The following is a 17716-nucleotide window of genomic DNA, read 5'->3' on the forward strand; positions in this document are numbered from 1 at the left end:
TCTCCGAAGGGCGGATAGCCCGGCCAACGCCCTTTGAAACAAAAAGAAAAAAGGCCCCAATCGGGGCCCTTGGACGGATTCAGTATCTGAAAGTGGCGGAGTGGAAGGGATTCGAACCCTCGAGACGGTTTCCCGCCTGCACCCTTAGCAGGGGTGTGCCTTCGACCACTCGGCCACCACTCCACTGAGCGGTATATGGGTCAGAACCACAGGAAACAAGGCGAAAAAGTGCTTCATGATGACATCCATCAAAACTTTCGCAGACCAGCCCGTCGCGCAGAACGGCGCAAGAACAAGCACTGTTCTATGGCAAGATTTCGTCAACGTCCGACCCTGATTCGCCCCGAAACGGCCTCACGCCGCCAGCCCTGGCCAGCCGTTGGGCCAGACCTTCCCCCGGCTCCCACGCCATCGGCAGCCACGGCGCCCAGGTTGCGCAGACCAGCGGCACGCCGGATGCGTCGATCTCATCTTGCACATGCTGCCACCAGTCTGCGCGACTGCGGATGGCCGGGAACCGCGCCTCGGCATCAGGCAGCCCATCGTGCCAGGAGCATTCGCTCAGCGCGATCGATGATCCGGGTAGCGGTCGGCCGCGCAGCGGAGCGCCGGACCAGCAAGCATGATGGTTGATCCCGATCACCTCGATGGCCGGGCCGAACAGCCGCACCAGCCTTCAGCGATTTGAAGAAGCTCTCGACGGCCGCATTGTCGTAACACTTGCCCTTGCCGCTCATCGATACCTTGAACCCACGATACCGCAGGAGCTTCTGGTATTCATGGGCACAGTATTGGGCGGATTCAACCGGTCGTCGCATCACCCTATTGCTGGAGGTGCAGATGACGACGGGACGACGGAAGTCGCAGCGCTCAACGCGGCGCAAATTGTGTTCGCCAGGACAACCGCCGATTTGGCAGGGTGAGAATCTATGTCGGTTCTGGCAGGGCGTGGCTGCGGGTCTGTCCAGTGAAGATGTCGCGGTCGAAGCGGGTGTTTCCGGCCCCGTGGGTATCCGGTGGTTTCGGAGTTCTGGCGGAATGCTAATCGACGGGCCTTTGTTGTGCAAAGAGCGTGAAGCCCGGACTTCCCCTTTCCCAGATGCCCTTGTCCTGCGGGCTCCGTGATCGGGATGCCGAGCGCGGTGTAGTCGTTGAGCACGGCGGCGCGGATCTGGAGTTCGGCGACTTGGCGATCGAAGTCGCGTGCCATGAGGCTCTGCCCCAGCAGCTTCACGCAATGCATCTTCGTCTCGGCGCGGGTTCGGCGTGATATCCAGGCCATTTTCGCCAGATCGCGCGGCCAAGGTAATTCGATGCGCGAAGGGCCTCGTTCCGGGCAGTCGCGCCCGCAGGCGACAGCTTCAGGTGCATGGCTGCGGCACGGCCGCTCAGACCCTCTTCGATATACCGCTGAAACCGCGTCCGGAGCGCATCCGGCAAAGGTGCTGACATGATCCATTCTCCCCAAACAAGAGGATCACAGACCACGCCTTGTGGGAAGCCCGTCGCGATTCACGTTTTTACCGAAACGCTTTAACGACGCCCGAAAAGGGGCAGTAGAGATTTCTGCTTTCCGGGTTGAAACGAGCAAACGTAGGGAGAAGGAGTGGTCGGAGTGGAGGGATTCGAACCCCCGACATCCTGGTCCCAAACCAGGCGCGCTACCAGACTGCGCTACACTCCGAATCGGACGCCAAAACGACACATGTAAACTGACCCGATCTCGAGCTTTTACAGGCTTGATTTGCAACGTATTTCAGGAGCCAGACTTACGCTACCCAAAACCGTCGCGCTACCAGGCTGCGCTACGCCCCGACCGCTTACGCTTAGCCGATAGCGCCGACAGGGGAAAGCCCTAGCCGCAGGGCAGTTCGGCCAAATCCCGATGCAGCCGGGGATGGGCCATGGCCTGCCCGACGGCCAGCCCCAGGCGCGCGGCCTCGCCCCCGCCGATTTCCAGGATCACCTGCCGATAGGGGTCGGGATCGCCGGGCGCCGCGCCCGGAATGGGCGTCTCGTCCAAGGGCCGGGCGTTGCGGTGGATGTGGCGGATCACGCCGCGTTCGTCCAGAAACACCAGATCCAGCGGGATATAGGTGTTGCGCATCCAGAAGCTGACGGGGCGCGGCGTGTCATAGATGAACAACATGCCCGTGCCTTGGGGCAGCGCCTTGCGGAACATCAGGCCCTGGGCGCGCTCGGCCTCGTCGTCGGCCAGTTCGACCTGAAAGGCGACCGGGCCGCCATCGGTCTGGAAGATCGCCCGATCCGGCGCGCAGGCGATTTGCGCGGCAGCGGAAACTGCGAAAGCCGCCGACAGGACAAGGGCCGCAAGCCCGGCCCTATTCGGCGACATGCGCCATGAAATCCTTGATATCCTGCACCTGGTCGCCCAGATTTTCTGCGGCCAGAGAGGTTGCGCCCTGTTCGGTGCCCCGGTCCCAGCTGGTCACCTGCGCCGCCATCAGGCCGCGCGGGCCTTCGACGACCCGGATGCCGATCGCCTCGCCGATGGCAAGGTCGGCGAAACCGGAATGGCGCAGCACCTCGACATGCAGGAAAACATCGTCGGGATGGCCGAAGATATTGGCAAAGCCGAACCCCTTGGCCTTGTCGAACCACTTCACGCGGGCCGGGCGCAGCGGCAGCGCCTCCAGGTGTTCGATGACGCCGTTGTCCAGATCCGCGATCGGCGCCGACCCGTCCGAGATCGGGGGTTCGATCGACACCACCTCGGTCGCCTGAAGCCCGCGCTGCGTGGGCTGCATCCAGACCGTCACCCGCGACTGGTCGGCGACCGAACTGCGTCCGAAATTCCTTAGAACATTGGCGTGCAGCAGGATATCCGCGCCGCCTTCCTCGTTCAGGATGAAGCCATAGCCCTTGGACGGGTCAAACCACTTGACCAACCCCGACACAAGCTTCAGTCCCTTCTCATCCGTCATCATTCCACCATGCGCTCAGCGCGTCTTGTCCTGCCTCGAATTCAACCAACCCACCGTTCAATTCCTGTGACGTCGAAGCGGCGGTGGTTCACGGCAGACAAGGCGCAAGTGCCGCGCCTATCCACCATGGTCAGCCACCAAGACCTTTTCGTCAAGCCCTAGGGTGAAAGCCGCCTGACGAACCAGGCCCCCGAATCCTCTTTGTCCCAGCGGAACCGGTCATGCAACCGGAAAGCGCCATCGGCCCAGAACTCGATCTGCGCCGGGGCGATCCTGAAGCCGCCCCAATAGGGGGGCCGGGGCGGCCGGGTGCCGTGGCGCAGCCCCTGGCGGGCGGCTTCCGCCATCAGGGCCGCGCGGCTTTCCAGGGGCTGCGACTGGCGCGACGCCCAGGCCCCGATCCGGCTTTGCAGCGCGCGGCTGTTGTAATAGGCGTCGGCCTGTTCGCCCTCGACGCGGGTCACCGCGCCGCGCACCCGGATCTGGCGGCGCAGGGATTTCCAGTGCATCACGAAGGCGGCCTTGCCGGTGGCCGCGATCTGCCGGCCCTTGGCGCTGTCGTAATTGGTATAGAAGACGAAGCCGCCGTCGGCGCCCTGCCCCTCGATGTCCTTCAGCAGCACCATGCGCACATCGGGCATCCCCTCGGCGTCCACCGTCGCCAGCGCGATGGCGTTCGGATCGTTCGGCTCGGTCGCCCGAGCCTCGGCCAGCCAGCGTCTGGCGATGTCGAACGGGTCGTCGCCCGCGAATAGTCCGTCCCTGTCAGCCATGATGGTTCCTTGCGCTTGATGCTTGCAATCCTTTGGCCTAAGCACCTTTCACACAGGGTTGAAAGCGCGAGAGGCAGCACATGTCAAGCGAGCAGAAGCAAGGGCTGATGGCTGGAAAGCGCGGCCTGATCATGGGTTTGGCGAATGACAAGTCGATCGCCTGGGGGATCGCCCGCGCGGTGGCGGATGCAGGGGCCGAGCTTGCCTTTTCCTATCAGGGCGATGCGCTGAAGAAACGCGTCGATCCGCTGGCGGCGCAACTGGGTTCGACCCTGGTCCTGCCCTGCGATGTCAGCGACGAGGCATCCATCGACACGCTGTTCTCGACGCTGCGCCAGACCTGGGGCAGCCTGGATTTCGTGGTCCATGCCATCGGCTTTTCCGACAAGGACCAGCTTCGCGGCCGCTATGCCGACACGACCCGCGACAATTTCCTGATGACGATGGATATTTCCGTCTATTCCTTCACCGCAGTGGCCCGCCGCGCATCGGCGATGATGCCCGACGGCGGCAGCCTGCTGACGCTGACCTATTACGGCGCGGAACGGGTGATGCCGCATTACAACGTGATGGGCGTCGCCAAGGCCGCGCTGGAAGCCAGCGTCCGTTACCTGGCCGAGGATCTGGGCAAGGACGGGATCCGCGTCAACGCGATCAGCGCCGGGCCGATCAAGACCCTGGCCGCCAGCGGCATCGGCGATTTCCGCTATATCATGAAGTGGAACGAGCTGAACTCTCCGCTGCGCCGCAATGTCACGACCGAGGATGTGGGCAACTCCGCGCTGTATCTGCTGTCCCGTCTGGGCGCGGGCGTGACGGGGGAAACCCACCATGTCGATGCGGGCTATCATGTGGTGGGGATGAAGGCGGTGGACGCGCCCGACATCTCGACCGCCAAGAAGGACTGACCAAAGGGGAATGGCGATCACCGCCGACCAGCTTGCCCTGTTCGTGGGAACCCTGGGCGTGGCGATCCTGTCGCCCGGCCCCGGCGTCATCGCGGTCAGTCAGGCAGCCTTCGCCCTGGGCCGCAGCCGCGCGCTGCCCTATGGCTGGGGTCTGGCGCTTGGCGCGTCGTTCTGGTGCATCTTCGCGCTGCTGGGCCTGACGGTGGTCTTTCGCGCCCTGCCCTGGACCTATGCCGCGCTGAAGATCCTGGGCGGGGCCTATCTGGTCTGGATCGCCTGGAAGATGTGGCGCCACGCCCCGGACCCCTTGCCCGACCCGGCGGAAAGCAGCCGGGGCATGGGCTTTCCGGGCGGAATGATGCTGAACCTGTCGAACCCCAAGCCCGCGCTGTTCTATTCGGCGGTGCTGCTGTCGATCTTTCCGGCCCTGCTGTCGGCAGGCGACAAGCTGGCGATCTATGCGACGGCGGTTTCGGTGGAACTGGCATTTTATACCGCGCTTGCGTCGCTGATGGCTTTGCCCTGGTTGCGGCGCGGATATTATGCGGCGAAATTCTGGATCGACCGCATCGCCGGGCTGGCCCTGGGGCTGCTGGGCCTGTCGCTGATCCTGCGTCATTGAAAGGAACCGCCATGATCGACCGCCTGCCCCATGAAAAGGGATTCCACGTCAGCTGGGACCAACTGCACCGCGACGCCCGCGCCTTGGCCTGGCGGCTGGACGGCACCGACTGGCGTGCGGTGGTGGCGGTCACGCGCGGCGGGCTGGTTCCGGCGATGATCGTCGCGCGCGAACTGGACATCCGGGTGATCGACTCGATCTCGATCCGGTCCTACAAGGGCGTCGCGGCCGAGGCCGGCCAGGGCCAGCTTGAGGTGCTGAACACCCCGGACCCCGCCCTGATGGGCGACGGCGACGGCATCCTGGTCATCGACGATCTGGTCGATTCCGGCCGCACCCTGGACCTGATCCGGGCCATGTATCCCAGGGCGCATTTCGGCACAGTCTATGCCAAGCCCAAGGGCAAGCCGATGGTCCAGACCTATGTGACCGAGGTCAGCCAGGACACCTGGATCTTCTTTCCCTGGGACATGGCGCTGCAATACGTCCAGCCCTACCGGGGCGAGGACTGAGGCCCGCCCAGGGCCGTTTTTCGGTTCTGCCTTCGGAACCAGCAGGGTGATCGGGCATTGTCTCATCAATCGCGCATGCACGTCATGCGCCAACCTTAGGAGGAAAGACATGCGCAAGTTGATGCTCGGCACCGCCCTCGCCCTGCCGTTGATGATGGGCCAGGCCTTCGCACAGGACACCGCGACGACGCCTGCCCCCGCCGATCCCGCAACGGATGCCGCCACCACGGATACGGTGCCGACCGACAGCACGACCATGGGCGCGGACACCGACCCCGCGGCCGAGAATGCCGAGGCCGCCGCTGATGCCGCCGACGCGGCCGCGGTCGCCGCCAGCGGCAAGGTCGAACAGCAGCAGGCCGCCAACGAATTGCGCATCGACTGGATCACCGATGCGACCGTCAACGCGCCCGACGGCAGCGCCATCGGCGACATCACCGATGTGATCGTGGACGGCGGCGCGGGCACCGTGAAAGCCGCCGTGATTGGCGTGGGCGGCTTTCTGGGCATCGGCGAAAAGCAGATCGCGGTGCCTTGGGATCAGTTGACGATCAACTATGACGCGCAAGAGATCACCAGCGACCTCACCAAGGAAGAGGCCGAGGCCGCGCCGGAATACGTCTTCCGCGAACAAGAGGCCAGCCCCGACACCACGGCCGCCCCCGGAGCGGCGACGGATTCGGCTGCGGTCCCGCCCGCAGGCACGACGGCGACGGACCCCGCCGCAGCCCCGGCTACGACCTCTGATTCGGCCGCGACTCCTGATTCGACCACGACCGCCGATCCCGCCGTCACGGATCCCGCAGTGACGCCCGATCCGGCCGCGACCGGCGCCCCTGCCCCGGCGGATACGGCGGAAACCCCCGCAACCCCGCCCGCCGAACCGGCTGACGGCACCGCGCCCGCCCCGGCCAACTGACTGATCCGGCGACCTTCCGCCGCAGCACGACACGCACCGGTCCCCGTCACGGCGGGACCGTTTCAGTTTCCGCGAACGAAGCGCGCCGCGCCCTCGGCAGCCCGTTGCAGGGCGCGGCTCTTGTTCACCGTTTCCAGGAATTCGGAGTCAGGGTCGCTGTCATAGACCACGCCGCCGCCCGCCTGGATATACAGCGCGCCGTCCTTCAGCACACCCGTGCGCAGGGCGATGCACATGTCCATCTCGCCATTGGCGGCGAAATAGCCGACCGCGCCGCCATAGACACCGCGCTTTTCCGGCTCCAACTCGTCGATGATCTGCATCGCCCGAACCTTCGGTGCGCCCGAGACGGTGCCCGCAGGCAGGCCCGCCAGCAGCGCGGACAGCGCGTCCTCGCCCTCGCGCAATTCGCCCACCACGTTGCTGACGATATGCATGACGTGGCTGTAGCGTTCGATCACGAATTGCTCGGTCGGCTTCACCGTGCCGGGCCTGGCCACGCGGCCCACGTCGTTGCGCCCCAGATCCAGCAGCATCAGATGTTCGGCCAGTTCCTTCCGGTCGCTCAGCAGATCCGCTTCCAGGGCGCGGTCCTGCGCCTCGTCCGCGCCGCGCGGTCGGGTGCCCGCGATGGGACGGATCGTCACCTCGCCATCGCGCAGCCGCACCAGGATTTCGGGTGACGCGCCGACGATCTGGAAGCCGCCCAGGTTCAGGAAGAACATGAAGGGCGACGGGTTGGTGCGGCGCAGGCTGCGATACAGCGCAAAGGGCGGCAGCGGGAAATCCATCCGCCAGCGCTGGCTGGGCACGACCTGGAAGATGTCGCCCGCCCGGATGTAATCCTTGGCCTTTTCCACCGCCGCCAGATAGTCGGCCTTGGAAAAATTCGACACCGGCTCTCCGATCCGGGCGTCGTGGCCAAGCGCGCGGGGTTCGGTCGGCTGGCGGTCCAGCGACCGCAGCGCGTCCATGACCCGTTCGGCGGCTTGGGCATAGGCGGCGCGCGCGTTGTCGGACCCGTCGTGCCAGGCGGGCGCGCACAGCGTCACCTCGCCCCTGACGCCGTCAAGGACCGCCACGACCGAGGGCCGCATCAGCATCGCGTCGGGCAGATCCAGAGGATCGGGGTTCACGTCGGGCAGGCGTTCGACCAGCCGGATCATGTCATAGCCCAGGTATCCGAACAGCCCCGCCGCCATCGGCGGGATGCCGTCGGGCATCCGCTCAATCCGGCTTTCGGCGATCAGGCCGCGCAGGCTGTCCAGGGCCGGGCGGTCGTCGGCCACGAAATCGTCCGAGAACCGCGCCTGCCGGTTGATCCGCGCCTTGCCGTCGCGGCAGTCCCAGATCAGATCGGGCTTCATGCCGATGATCTGATAGCGGCCCCGGATCTCTCCGCCCGTGACCGATTCCAGCATGAAGGACATCGGCGCGGCATCCGTCAGCTTCAGCATCAGGCTGACGGGCGTGTCCAGGTCGGCGGCCAGGCGGATGGTGACAAGCTGGTTCTGGCCAGCTTTCCAGGCGGATTCGAAGGCCGCGAAATCGGGGGTGAGTTCCATTACTGGACCTGCGCGTTGATGGCGTTGATCGCGGACTGGTCCAGCTTTATCCCCGCCTCCCGCTGCACGGCGCGGGCATAGTAATCGAAGATGTCGGATTGCAGCGACTGGCCCAGGCGGCCGCCGACCGCATCGGTGATGCGCTGCGCATCCTCGCCCGCCAGGTCGGCCTCGTCGATGGCGTCAAGGCGCAGCAGGATCACCCGGTTTTCGGCGTCCACGATCTCGATCTCGCCCGGTTCCGCGATGGCAAAGGCGCGGGTGACGGCATCCGCCGGGACGCCCTCGATCCAGCCGTCGCGTGTGATGTCGGGGGCGGCGGTCCATTCCGGCGCGGGCTGGCCTTCGGGCGGCGTCGGGGACAGGCGCTGCTCCTCGGCCAGGGCCAGAAGCTGGCGATGGGTTTCCGCCTGCCGCCAGTCCGCCTCGACCTCGGCCCGGATGTCTTCGAAGGGGCGCAGGGTGGGCGGAACCACCTGATCCAGCCGCAGGGCGAACACGCCGCCATCGTCCAGGCTGGCCAGTTCGGGGAAGTCGGCCTCGGATACCTCGGCCGCGCGGTCGCGGAACGCCTGGTATCCCGCGATGCTGCCTTCGCCCGGCACGGCACCGGCGGACCAGTCGATGGTGCCCAGTTCAAGCTCGGTCTCCTCGGCCACCTGCTCCAGCGAGGCGCCGCCCGCCAGCAGATCCTCGTAATCGGCGGTGCGATCCTCGATGGTGCGGGCGGCGCGGTCCAGCGCGGCCTCGGCGCGCAGATCCTCCTGCGCCTCCTCGAAGGGGATGTTCACCGGCTCCAGCACGGCATGGACGGCGAACAGCGCGGGGCCAAGGTCGGTCTGGATCGGCCCGACGACGCCCGGCTGATCGGGGGCAAAGACCGCCGCGCCCGCCGCGCCCAGATCGGCCTGGGACACCTCGCCCAGTTCGGCATCCTCGGGTTGCAGGCCGCGTTGCAGCACGAAGGACTCGAAAGGCGCGGTGCCCGCGTCGATCCGGGCCTTGGCGGCCTCGGCGTCCTGGGCCGAGGGGAACACCAGGCGGCTGACCAGGCGGCGTTCGGGTTTCCGGTATTCGTCGATATTGGCGTCATAGGCGGCGCGCAGCGCGGCCTCGTCCAGCTGCACGGTCGGGGCCAGCCTCTCGGGCGTCAGCCAGACATAGGTGATCTTGCGCATCTCGGGCGCGGTGAAGCGATCCGCGTTGGCGCTGTGCCAGGCTTTCAGCGTCGCCTCGTCCGGCTCGGCGATGGGGGCGGGCAGCAGGTCGGGGGTCAGTTCCCGCCAGGCCACGTCGCGCCGTTCCAGGATCCATTTCGCGGTGGTGTCCACGGCGGCCCTGGGGGCATCGACGCCGCCCGCCACGGCCCGCTGGATCAGCAGACGCGCTTCGTCCATGCGGACCTCGCGTTCGAATTCGGCCTCGGACAGGTTCTCGCGGCGCAGGATCTCGGCATAGCCGGCGCGGTCGAAGCTGCCGGTGGGGCCGCGGAAGGCGGGAGCCTCCAGGATGGCCTGGCGGACCTTTTCGTCGCCCACCGATACGCCGATCTTGCGGGCCTCTTCCTCAAGCGCGGCGGCGGTGATCAGCTGCGACTGCACCGCCTGGGGCAGGCCGATGGCCTGGGCCTGGGCCATGCTGAGCGGCTGGCCGGTCTGCTGCTGATAGGCGTTCATCTGCTGGCGCAGCACGCGGGCATAGTCGTCGGCGGTGATGGTCGTGTCGCCCACCGACCCGATGGCCGTCGATCCGCCGGAAAAGCTGGTCACGCCGAAACCGCCCAGGCCCAGAACCATCAGGCCCATCAGCACCCAGACGATGGTGGACTTTCCGTGTGTCCGCAGGTTCTTCATGGCCCGGCCTTCCTTCGTGATCCTGTCGGGTTTCTTTAGGGCGCGCGGGGGTCCGCGACAAGCCCGTCAGCCGGACAGGCCCCGCAGCCGATCAGCCAGGGCGGCGATCCGGTCGCCGCCGATATTGGCGAAGGCGATGCGCAGATGGCGCGGCCCGGCGGGATCGTCGGGCGGCACGAACATCGTGCCCGGCAGCGCCAGCACGCCGATATCGGCCACCATGCGCCGCGCCAGATCGGCCGAGGATTCAGCCAGCGGATGGTCCACCCAGGCGAAATAGGCCCCCGCGCTTTTGACGCGCCAGCCCGGCAGCGCCCGGATCGCCGCGACGGTCGCATCGCGCCGCGCCAGGATCTCGGCCCGTTCCCCGGCCAGCCAGCCGCGCAGGTGCTCCATCCCCCACAGCGCGCCGATCTGGCCCAGTTGAGAGGTCGAAATCGCCACCGTGTCCAGGAATTTCTCGACCTGCGCCATCCGGTCGGACGAGGTGATCAGCGCGCCGACCCGGTGCCCCGTCAGGCGATAGGCCTTGGAAAAGCTGTAAAGCTGGATCACCGTCCGATCCCAGCCGGGCCGCGTCGGCAGGTCGTGCGGCGGCCCGCTGCGGCTGTCGAAATCGCGATAGGTCTCGTCCAGGATCAGCGCCAGCCCGTGCCGCCTGGCCAGATCGAAGAACCGCGCCACCAGTTCGGCGGGATATTCCGCGCCCGAGGGGTTGTTCGGCGTCACCAGCACGATGGCCCGGCAGCGCGGCCCGATCAGATCCGCCGCCCGTTCGGGATCGGGCAGCAGGTCGTCGCCGCAGGGCAAGGGCAGCGCGCCGATGCCCTGCATGTCCAGCCACATCTTGTGATTGAAATACCAGGGCGTCGGCAGGATCACCCGATCCCCCGCCTGCGCCAGCGTCGCGATGGCCGCGCAGAAGGCCTGGTTGCAGCCCTGCGTGATCGCCACCTGCGCGGGATCCACCGCACCGCAATAGCTGCGGGAAAACTCGACCGCGACCGCCGCGCGCAGGTCGGGATTGCCCAGCACCGGGCCATAGAGATGCGCGTCAGCCCGGTTCAGCGCCGCATCGGCCATCGCCTGGCGCAGCGCCAGCGGCGGCGGATCGACGGGGGCGGCCTGGCTGACATTGATCAGCGGGCGGTCGGGCGGAAAGGTCGCGCCCGCCAGCCAGCGCCGTGCCTCCATCACCGGGGGCGCGAAGGTCGCGGCCAAAGCCGGGTTCAGGGCCGCGGTGTCAGTCACGCGACAGCCCTTGCAGATCGGACAGGTCGGGCGGCAACGACAGATCGAGCGCCGGGGCGGGCAGGCCCGGCGCGGGATTTCCGGCCGGACGATCGGCGGGCCTCGCCGGGGCTGCGTCCGGCGCATCCGCGACCGCCCGGTCAGGGGCGGCTGGCGCGGCGGGCTGGGCAAGGACGGCGGGACGGTCAAGCTGCGGCGCATCCTCGCCCGCGGCGGGGGCGGTCTGGACCGGGCCGTCCCGTTCGCCCGCTGGCTGCGGGCGCGGATCGGCGACCGTCACCGCGACCGGCGCGGGTTCCGAGGTCGGCGCCACGACGGCGGGCGCCTCGGCCTGGCTGGGACGGTCCTGGGCCAGCGGCGCGGGCAGGCTGGGCGCCAGATCCCCGCCGCGCCCGAATTCCGACCCGACCGGCAGGTCGACCGATTCCGCGACCGGCGCGTCGGCGGGCGTTGCGGGCGCGGGCTGCGGTTCCACGGCGGCGGGTTCCGGTTCGGGCACGGCGACGGGCGCGGGTTCGGCCGCGGGTTCGGCCACGGGTTCCGCCACCGGGACCGGTTCCGGCTGCGGCGCGGATTGCTGCGGCGCGGATTCAGGCACGGGCGCGGGCACCGGCAGGGGCGCGGCCAGCGACAACGCGGCCACGGCGGCGATGCTGACCACGCCGCCATGCAACAAACCTGTCCAGAAACCGCGTGCCATAGGCCCCTTCGTATCCCTGCCGGTCTTGACCCCCCGGCTTGCTTTGGCCCATCTATAGCGGACCCGTTCAGGCGGGGAAACCGCCACCATATCAGGGCGCCCATCATGATCCTTCTGATCGACAATTACGACAGCTTCACCTGGAACCTCGTGCATTACCTGGCCGAGGCCGGGGCCGAGGTCGTGGTGCGCCGCAACGACGCGCTGAGCGTGAACGACGCCCTGGCGATGGAACCTGACGGAATCGTGATCTCTCCCGGACCCTGCGATCCGGCGCAGGCGGGCATCTGCCTGGACCTGATCCGGGCGGCCGCCGACCGCGCGATCCCGCTGCTGGGCGTCTGCCTGGGCCACCAGGCCATCGGAGAGGCCTTCGGCGGCAAGGTCGTGCGCGCGAACCGCATCATGCACGGCAAGACCGACGCAATTCATCATGACGGCAGTGGGGTGTTCGCCGGGCTGGCCTCACCCCTGACCGCCACACGATACCATTCCCTGACGGTGGAACCCGCCAGCCTGCCCAACTGCCTGCGCGTCACCGCCACGTCGGACGACGGCACCATCATGGGCCTGATCCACGAGGCCCTGCCCATCGAGGGCGTGCAGTTCCATCCCGAATCCATCGCCTCGGAACACGGGCACGACATGATCCGCGCCTTCCTGGCCCGCTGCACTCCGCGAAAGGCGGCGGCATGACCCCCACCGACATCCGCCCGCTGATCGGCATCGCCGCCACCCGCCCGCTGACCGCGGACGAGGCCGAGGCCGCCTTTTCCGCCCTGTTCGACGGCGCGGCGACCCCCGCGCAGATCGGCGGGCTGCTGATGGCCCTGCGCGTGCGGGGCGAGACGGTCGACGAGATCGCCGCCGCCGCCCGCGCCATGCGCAAGCGGATGAACCGCGTCCATGCCCCCGAGGGCGCCATCGACATCGTCGGCACTGGCGGCGACGGCAAGGGCACGCTGAACATCTCGACCGCGACGGCCTTCGTGGTGGCGGGCGCGGGCGTGCCGGTCGCCAAGCACGGCAACCGCAACCTGTCGTCGAAATCCGGGGCGGCGGATGCGCTGACGAAGATGGGCATCAACGTGATGGGCGGGCCTGCGGTCGCGCAATCGGCGATCCGCGACGCGGGCATCTGCTTCATGATGGCGCCGATGCACCATCCGGCGATGCGCCATGTCGGCCCGCCGCGCGCGGAACTGGGCACAAGAACCGTCTTCAACCTGCTGGGTCCGCTGACAAATCCGGCCTCGGTCCGGCGGCAGCTGACGGGGACGTTCAGCGCGGAATGGATCCGCCCGATGGCCGAGGTTCTGCGCGACCTGGGCAGCGACGCCGCCTGGCTGGTCCATGGCGCGGACGGCACGGACGAGATCAGCATCGCGGGCGAAACCCATGTCGCGGCGCTGAAGGACGGCGAGATCGGCGAATTCACCATCGCCCCCGAGGATGCGGGCCTGCCCCGCCACCCGTTCGAGGCGATCATCGGCGGAGAGCCGCATGAAAACGCCGCCGCCTTCCGCGCGCTGCTGGACGGCGCGCGCAGCGCCTATCGCGACGCGGTGCTGCTGAACGCCGCCGCCGCGCTGCTGATCGCGGAAAAAGTGGCCGACCTTCGCGAGGGGGCCGCGATGGCGGCGGAATCCATCGACAGCGGCGCGGCCAAGGCGCGGCTGGACCGGCTGGCCCAGGTCACCGGGGCGCCCGAGGCATGAGGCCGCCCACGGCCTGGGACCACCTGCCCTTTTTCCGCGAGGACTGGCCCGCGATCCGCGACCGCCTTGCGGGCCTGGACGACTGGCTGCCCGGCCCCGCCCTGGTCTTCGCCGCGCTTGAGGCGACGCCCCCCGAACAGGTCAGGGTGGTGATCCTGGGCCAGGATCCCTATCCGACGCCGGGCCATGCGAACGGGCTGGCCTTTTCCGTCGCGCCCGACATCGCCCTGCCCCGGTCGCTGAAGAACATCTTTGCCGAACTGCGCGACGATCTGGGCGCGGCCCCCGCCACCGGCGATCTGTCGGGCTGGGCGCGCCAAGGGGTGCTGCTGCTGAACACCTCGCTGTCGGTGCCGGCGGGGGATGCCGGGCGGCACGCGAAATGGGGCTGGGACCGGCTGGCCCGCGATGCCGTAACCGAGGCGCAGAAGCACGGCCCGCTGGCCTTCCTGCTGTGGGGCGCGCAGGCGCAGAAGGCCGTGGCGGGCCTGCCCCGCCCGCAGGATCTGGTGATCGCGACGGCGCATCCCTCGCCCTTGTCGGCGAAGCGGGGGTTCTTTGGCAGCAGGCCGTTCTCGCGGATCAATGCCTGGCTGGTGGCGCAGGGGCGCGAGCCGGTGGATTGGGCGGCATGACCTGCCCTGTCCCTCGGGATGCGGGCTGACCCTACAGCGCGTCGAAGCCCGCCTTCTGCCGTTCGGTCCACAGCAGATGCAGCGTCAAGCCGTCCTCGCCGGACTCCTCGCGCTGAACCACGCCCGCCTCGTGCAGCCACGCCCGGCGGCGGCCGTCCGAGAAAGGCAGCGTCACCGCACCCGTTTCCTTCGGTTCGTCCAGGGCCTCGGACAGATGCGCGTCGATGGCGGCGGTCAGCTCGTCCAACCCCTCGCCGGTCAGGGCGCTGACGGCCTGGATGCCCTGGGTCCGGGCATCGGTGCGGCGCAGGGCGTCGCGGGTGTCGGGGGACAGGGCGTCGATCTTGTTCCAGACCTCGATCAGGGCGACATCGTCGTCAACGCCCAGCGATTCCAGGATTTCGGCCACGTCGGCGGCCTGTTCCTCGGTCTCGGGGTGGCTGATGTCGCGGACATGCAGGATCAGGTCGGCCTCCAAAACCTCCTCAAGCGTGGCGCGGAAGGCGGCGACCAGTTCGGTGGGCAGGTCGCTGATGAAGCCCACGGTGTCCGACAGGATGATCCGGCGCCCCTGCCCGCCGCCCGAGACACCCTTGGCACCCGGCAGGCGGACCCCGCGCATCGTCGGATCCAGTGTGGCGAACAGCATGTCCTTGGCCAGAACCTCGGCCCCGGTCAGGCGGTTGAACAGCGTCGATTTCCCGGCGTTCGTGTAACCCACAAGCGCCACGATGGGATAGGGCACCTTGGCGCGGGCGGCGCGGTGCAGGGTGCGGGTCTTCACGACCCGCTCAAGCTGGCGGCGCAACCGGGTCATCTGTTCGTCGATGGCGCGGCGGTCGGCCTCGATCTGCGTCTCGCCGGGACCGCCGACGAAGCCCAACCCGCCGCGCTGGCGTTCCAGGTGGGTCCAGGCGCGGACCAGCCGGGTGCGCTGATAGGAGAGCGCGGCCAGTTCCACCTGCAACACGCCCTCGCGCGTGCGGGCGCGGTCGGCGAAGATTTCCAGGATCAGCCCGGTCCGGTCCAGAAGCTTGACGCCCCAGTCCTTTTCCAGGTTGCGCTGCTGCACGGGCGACACCGGGCCGTCGATCAGCACCAGATCGACCTCGGCCGCGTCCAGCCGCCCGCCGATCTCGGCCAGCTTGCCCTTGCCGAACAGCCGGCCCGGATCGGGCTTGCGCAGCCGCACCACCTCATCCCCCACGATCTCGATCCCAGGCAGGGCATGGGCCAGCGCCACGGCCTCGGCCAGGGCATGTTCGGGTTCACGCCGCTGGGTGCGGGCGGCCAGGTCGGGATGGATGACATAGGCGCGGGTCGGCCGAGCCTCGGTCGGGGTGGGCTCCGTCAATCAGTCCTCGCCTTCGTACAGCGAAATGGGCTGGCCCGGCATGATCGTGCTGATGGCGTGCTTGTAGACCAGTTGCGACTGGCCGTCGCGGCGCAGAAGAACGCAGAAATTATCGAACCATGTAATGACGCCCTGCAACTTGACGCCGTTGATCAGGAAGATCGTGACGGGCACCTTCGCCTTGCGGACATGATTGAGAAATGCGTCCTGCAAGTTCTGCTTGTCGCCAGCCATTCTTGTTTCCGTTTTTTGCTGTCCCGGTCGAATTCACATCTATGCGGTTGATGCGGCCCTTGCAAGCGTGTCGGGACGCCGGACTGTTACGGCCTAACGGCGCCAGAATTGCGGCGAAAACAGCGCCAGGATCGCCAGGGTTTCCATGCGCCCGACGATCATCGCCCCCGCCAGCACCGCCTTGGTGAAGGGAGGCAGGCCCGACCAGCCTTCCCACGGGGCGGATGCGATGCCCGCCGTGGCCTCGAAGGCGGGGGTCAGGGGGATCGCGGCGGCCAGCGGGCCGGTATTGGTCAGCGCGGCGATGGACAGGATCGTCGCCGTCTCGATCTCGATCCGCTGGATCGACACCAAGGCCACGCAGACCGCGATCGAGGTCGCGAACAGCATGAAGAAGATGAAGGCCAGATAGGCCCCCTCGCGCCGCAGCCGCCGGGCGATCTGGCCGCCGCCCGCGATCGAGTTCGGATGCACGATCCGCTCCATTTCCCGCTGCCCGTGCCGCGCCAGGGCATAGACCCGCAGCAGCTTGACCCCGCCCGCCGTGGTGGCGACGCCGCCGCCCATCATCGCCAGCCCCGCCAGGATCAGGCCGGGCGAGGTCAGCCCCGACCAGGCCCGCGCCCCCTGCCAGTCGATCGAGGTCCAGCCGGTCGTCGTCAGATAGCTGAGCCCGTTGAACAGCCCGCCCCAGAAGGCGGCAAGCCCGCTGCGCAGGTCGTGCAGGATTTCCAGCGATCCGTCGGGCGCGCGGGCGCTGTCGATGGCCCCCAGGAAATGCCGGGCGAACAGCGACAGCGCGACCAGGGCCACGAAACCCGCCGCCATCTTCAGTTCGGGATCGTCGACCAGCCGGTCGGTGGCGCGCAATGCGCCGCCGCCGGGCCAGAAGCGGCGCGACAGGGCGGGGATCAGGAACAGGAACATCGCCATTTCCCCCGGCAGGCCGGACCCGGCGCCGGGCGGGCCGAGGACAGGAGAAATGCCGCTGGTCGACAGCGTGCCCATCGACCGGCACAGCGCGATCAGCCCCGGATCGCCCAGGACCAGCAGGATCAGCCACAGGGCCAGCGTCAGCCCCGCATAGACCGGAAAGACCGCGGCGGCGGACCGCATCAGCCGGTAATGGGGATGGGTCAGCACCGTCTGGAATCCCGGCGCAGACAGATGCGGGTTGCGGTCCAGCGGATCGGCGGACCGGGGCAGGCGTTCCAGATATTCGCGGCGGCCATAGGGCTGGGCCATGATCTCGAACCCGCCGATATGCAGGGGGGCCAGGATCGCGGTGGCGGCGGCCAGGATGAAGAACCCGCCCATCCAGCCCGCCATCGCCCGCCACAGGTGCAGCGGCATCGGCAGCAGGTCGGCGGAATAGAGCGAGGCCCCGGTGGTCGTCAGCGCCGAGGTCATTTCCCACCAGGCGTTGAACAGGCCGGTATCGGGCATCGCCTCGGAAAAGGGCAGCGCCATGATCAGCGGCATCCCGGCATAGACCGCCAGCATGATCAGCAGCGTGTCGCGCGGCCTCGTCCGGCGCGGATTGGCGGCGGTCGCCAGACCGATCAGCCCCGCCACGACCAGCACCAGCAGCCCCGAATAGAAGAAGATCCGCGCCAGTTCGTCGCTGTCGTGGACCGAGGCATAGGCGGCGGGCAGCATCATCGCCAGCCCGGTCATCGCGGCCAGCAGGACGAACAGCGGCAGGCGCAGCAGCACGGCCATGGCGT

Annotated in this window: 17 protein-coding genes, 2 tRNA genes and 3 pseudogenes; 8 read left to right on the forward strand and 14 right to left on the reverse strand. The window is 68.1% G+C overall.

Features of this window, described 5'->3' with window-relative positions; genetic code table 11:
• Positions 1-93: 93 nt before the first annotated feature.
• Positions 94-183: transfer RNA gene (locus PXD02_RS09065), tRNA-Ser, on the reverse strand.
• Positions 184-671: 488 nt separating this feature from the next.
• Positions 672-797, reverse strand: a pseudogene (locus tag PXD02_RS09070) (IS3 family transposase); the annotation flags it as partial.
• A 43-nt stretch (positions 798-840) separates the two neighbouring features.
• Between PXD02_RS09070 and PXD02_RS16870 the strand changes: the two are divergent.
• Positions 841-1041, forward strand: a pseudogene (locus PXD02_RS16870) (IS30 family transposase); the annotation flags it as partial.
• A gap of 67 nt (positions 1042-1108) precedes the next feature.
• Here PXD02_RS16870 and PXD02_RS09075 read toward each other — a convergent pair.
• The 5 genes and pseudogenes from PXD02_RS09075 to pdxH all read right to left on the reverse strand — a co-directional run.
• Positions 1109-1356, reverse strand: a pseudogene (locus tag PXD02_RS09075) (IS5/IS1182 family transposase); the annotation flags it as partial.
• Between the two features lie 251 nt (positions 1357-1607).
• A tRNA-Pro gene (locus PXD02_RS09080) sits at positions 1608-1684 on the reverse strand.
• A 171-nt stretch (positions 1685-1855) separates the two neighbouring features.
• Positions 1856-2356, reverse strand: a complete 501-nt coding sequence (locus PXD02_RS09085) for a DUF192 domain-containing protein (protein WP_275103596.1) — start codon at positions 2354-2356, stop codon at positions 1856-1858.
• Positions 2343-2948: a cold-shock protein gene (locus tag PXD02_RS09090; RefSeq protein ID WP_275103597.1), complete on the reverse strand. Its 606-nt coding sequence runs from the start codon at positions 2946-2948 to the stop codon at positions 2343-2345. Before PXD02_RS09090 ends, PXD02_RS09085 begins: the two co-directional genes overlap by 14 nt.
• A 155-nt stretch (positions 2949-3103) precedes the next feature.
• Positions 3104-3718 carry a pyridoxamine 5'-phosphate oxidase gene (pdxH, locus tag PXD02_RS09095; RefSeq protein WP_275103598.1) on the reverse strand — a complete coding sequence of 205 codons (615 nt, stop codon included), beginning with the start codon at positions 3716-3718 and terminating at the stop codon, positions 3104-3106.
• Positions 3719-3798: 80 nt separating this feature from the next.
• On the opposite strand from pdxH, the gene fabI reads away from it, so the two are divergent.
• The 4 genes from fabI to PXD02_RS09115 all read left to right on the forward strand — a co-directional run bounded on the left by fabI (position 3799) and on the right by PXD02_RS09115 (position 6679).
• Entirely contained in the window at positions 3799-4626 is an 828-nt protein-coding gene (gene fabI, locus PXD02_RS09100) for an enoyl-ACP reductase FabI (RefSeq protein WP_275103599.1), read from the forward strand.
• Positions 4627-4636: 10 nt separating this feature from the next.
• Positions 4637-5248, forward strand: coding sequence for a LysE family translocator (locus PXD02_RS09105; RefSeq protein WP_275103600.1), 612 nt, complete (start codon positions 4637-4639; stop codon positions 5246-5248).
• A gap of 11 nt (positions 5249-5259) precedes the next feature.
• Positions 5260-5760 (forward strand): xanthine phosphoribosyltransferase, encoded by a 501-nt coding sequence (gene gpt, locus PXD02_RS09110; protein ID WP_275103601.1) that lies wholly within the window; start codon positions 5260-5262, stop codon positions 5758-5760.
• Positions 5761-5869: 109 nt separating this feature from the next.
• Complete coding sequence (locus tag PXD02_RS09115; RefSeq protein ID WP_275103602.1) at positions 5870-6679, forward strand: PRC-barrel domain-containing protein; 810 nt, start codon at positions 5870-5872, stop codon at positions 6677-6679.
• A gap of 62 nt (positions 6680-6741) precedes the next feature.
• Here the strand turns inward: PXD02_RS09115 and trpE are convergent, their stop codons facing one another.
• The 4 genes from trpE to PXD02_RS09135 form a co-directional block, all read right to left on the reverse strand.
• A complete protein-coding gene (trpE, locus tag PXD02_RS09120; RefSeq protein WP_275103603.1) occupies positions 6742-8244 on the reverse strand; it encodes an anthranilate synthase component I in 1503 nt (500 codons plus the stop codon).
• Positions 8244-10097 carry a peptidylprolyl isomerase gene (locus PXD02_RS09125; RefSeq protein WP_275103604.1) on the reverse strand — a complete coding sequence of 618 codons (1854 nt, stop codon included), beginning with the start codon at positions 10095-10097 and terminating at the stop codon, positions 8244-8246. The genes trpE and PXD02_RS09125 overlap by 1 nt, the downstream gene beginning before the upstream one ends.
• 66 nt (positions 10098-10163) lie before the next feature.
• Complete coding sequence (locus PXD02_RS09130; protein ID WP_275103605.1) at positions 10164-11348, reverse strand: aminotransferase; 1185 nt, start codon at positions 11346-11348, stop codon at positions 10164-10166.
• Positions 11341-12048 carry a hypothetical protein gene (locus PXD02_RS09135; RefSeq protein WP_275103606.1) on the reverse strand — a complete coding sequence of 236 codons (708 nt, stop codon included), beginning with the start codon at positions 12046-12048 and terminating at the stop codon, positions 11341-11343. Before PXD02_RS09135 ends, PXD02_RS09130 begins: the two co-directional genes overlap by 8 nt.
• 105 nt (positions 12049-12153) lie before the next feature.
• On the opposite strand from PXD02_RS09135, the gene PXD02_RS09140 reads away from it, so the two are divergent.
• Genes PXD02_RS09140 through PXD02_RS09150 form a run of 3 tightly spaced genes read left to right on the forward strand, consistent with a single transcriptional unit; the run spans position 12154 to position 14401 of the window.
• Entirely contained in the window at positions 12154-12744 is a 591-nt protein-coding gene (locus PXD02_RS09140; protein ID WP_275103607.1) for an anthranilate synthase component II, read from the forward strand.
• On the forward strand, positions 12741-13766 hold the full coding sequence (gene trpD / locus PXD02_RS09145; protein WP_275103608.1) for an anthranilate phosphoribosyltransferase: 1026 nt from the start codon (positions 12741-12743) through the stop codon (positions 13764-13766). The genes PXD02_RS09140 and trpD overlap by 4 nt, the downstream gene beginning before the upstream one ends.
• Positions 13763-14401 carry a uracil-DNA glycosylase gene (locus PXD02_RS09150; protein WP_275103609.1) on the forward strand — a complete coding sequence of 213 codons (639 nt, stop codon included), beginning with the start codon at positions 13763-13765 and terminating at the stop codon, positions 14399-14401. Before trpD ends, PXD02_RS09150 begins: the two co-directional genes overlap by 4 nt.
• A gap of 31 nt (positions 14402-14432) precedes the next feature.
• Here PXD02_RS09150 and hflX read toward each other — a convergent pair whose 3' ends face one another.
• The 3 genes from hflX to PXD02_RS09165 form a co-directional block, all read right to left on the reverse strand.
• Positions 14433-15755, reverse strand: a complete 1323-nt coding sequence (gene hflX / locus PXD02_RS09155; protein WP_275103610.1) for a GTPase HflX — start codon at positions 15753-15755, stop codon at positions 14433-14435.
• Entirely contained in the window at positions 15756-15989 is a 234-nt protein-coding gene (gene hfq, locus PXD02_RS09160; protein ID WP_020949330.1) for an RNA chaperone Hfq, read from the reverse strand.
• 93 nt (positions 15990-16082) lie between these two features.
• Positions 16083-17711 carry a potassium transporter TrkG gene (locus PXD02_RS09165; RefSeq protein WP_275103611.1) on the reverse strand — a complete coding sequence of 543 codons (1629 nt, stop codon included), beginning with the start codon at positions 17709-17711 and terminating at the stop codon, positions 16083-16085.
• Positions 17712-17716: the final 5 nt, after the last annotated feature.

The sequence above is a fragment of the Paracoccus sp. S3-43 genome, from assembly GCF_029027965.1.
Lineage (GTDB): Bacteria > Pseudomonadota > Alphaproteobacteria > Rhodobacterales > Rhodobacteraceae > Paracoccus.

Coding starts and splice junctions, on each gene's coding strand:
- trpE (WP_275103603.1), bottom strand. CDS start 8,244: ATGGAACTCACCCCCGATTTCGCGGCCTTCGAATCCGCCTGGAAAGCT.
- PXD02_RS09085 (WP_275103596.1), bottom strand. CDS start 2,356: ATGTCGCCGAATAGGGCCGGGCTTGCGGCCCTTGTCCTGTCGGCGGCT.
- fabI (WP_275103599.1), top strand. CDS start 3,799: ATGTCAAGCGAGCAGAAGCAAGGGCTGATGGCTGGAAAGCGCGGCCTG.
- PXD02_RS09150 (WP_275103609.1), top strand. CDS start 13,763: ATGAGGCCGCCCACGGCCTGGGACCACCTGCCCTTTTTCCGCGAGGAC.
- PXD02_RS09090 (WP_275103597.1), bottom strand. CDS start 2,948: ATGATGACGGATGAGAAGGGACTGAAGCTTGTGTCGGGGTTGGTCAAG.
- PXD02_RS09115 (WP_275103602.1), top strand. CDS start 5,870: ATGCGCAAGTTGATGCTCGGCACCGCCCTCGCCCTGCCGTTGATGATG.
- PXD02_RS09135 (WP_275103606.1), bottom strand. CDS start 12,048: ATGGCACGCGGTTTCTGGACAGGTTTGTTGCATGGCGGCGTGGTCAGC.
- hfq (WP_020949330.1), bottom strand. CDS start 15,989: ATGGCTGGCGACAAGCAGAACTTGCAGGACGCATTTCTCAATCATGTC.
- PXD02_RS09165 (WP_275103611.1), bottom strand. CDS start 17,711: ATGGCCGTGCTGCTGCGCCTGCCGCTGTTCGTCCTGCTGGCCGCGATG.
- pdxH (WP_275103598.1), bottom strand. CDS start 3,718: ATGGCTGACAGGGACGGACTATTCGCGGGCGACGACCCGTTCGACATC.
- PXD02_RS09140 (WP_275103607.1), top strand. CDS start 12,154: ATGATCCTTCTGATCGACAATTACGACAGCTTCACCTGGAACCTCGTG.
- PXD02_RS09125 (WP_275103604.1), bottom strand. CDS start 10,097: ATGAAGAACCTGCGGACACACGGAAAGTCCACCATCGTCTGGGTGCTG.
- trpD (WP_275103608.1), top strand. CDS start 12,741: ATGACCCCCACCGACATCCGCCCGCTGATCGGCATCGCCGCCACCCGC.
- PXD02_RS09105 (WP_275103600.1), top strand. CDS start 4,637: ATGGCGATCACCGCCGACCAGCTTGCCCTGTTCGTGGGAACCCTGGGC.
- gpt (WP_275103601.1), top strand. CDS start 5,260: ATGATCGACCGCCTGCCCCATGAAAAGGGATTCCACGTCAGCTGGGAC.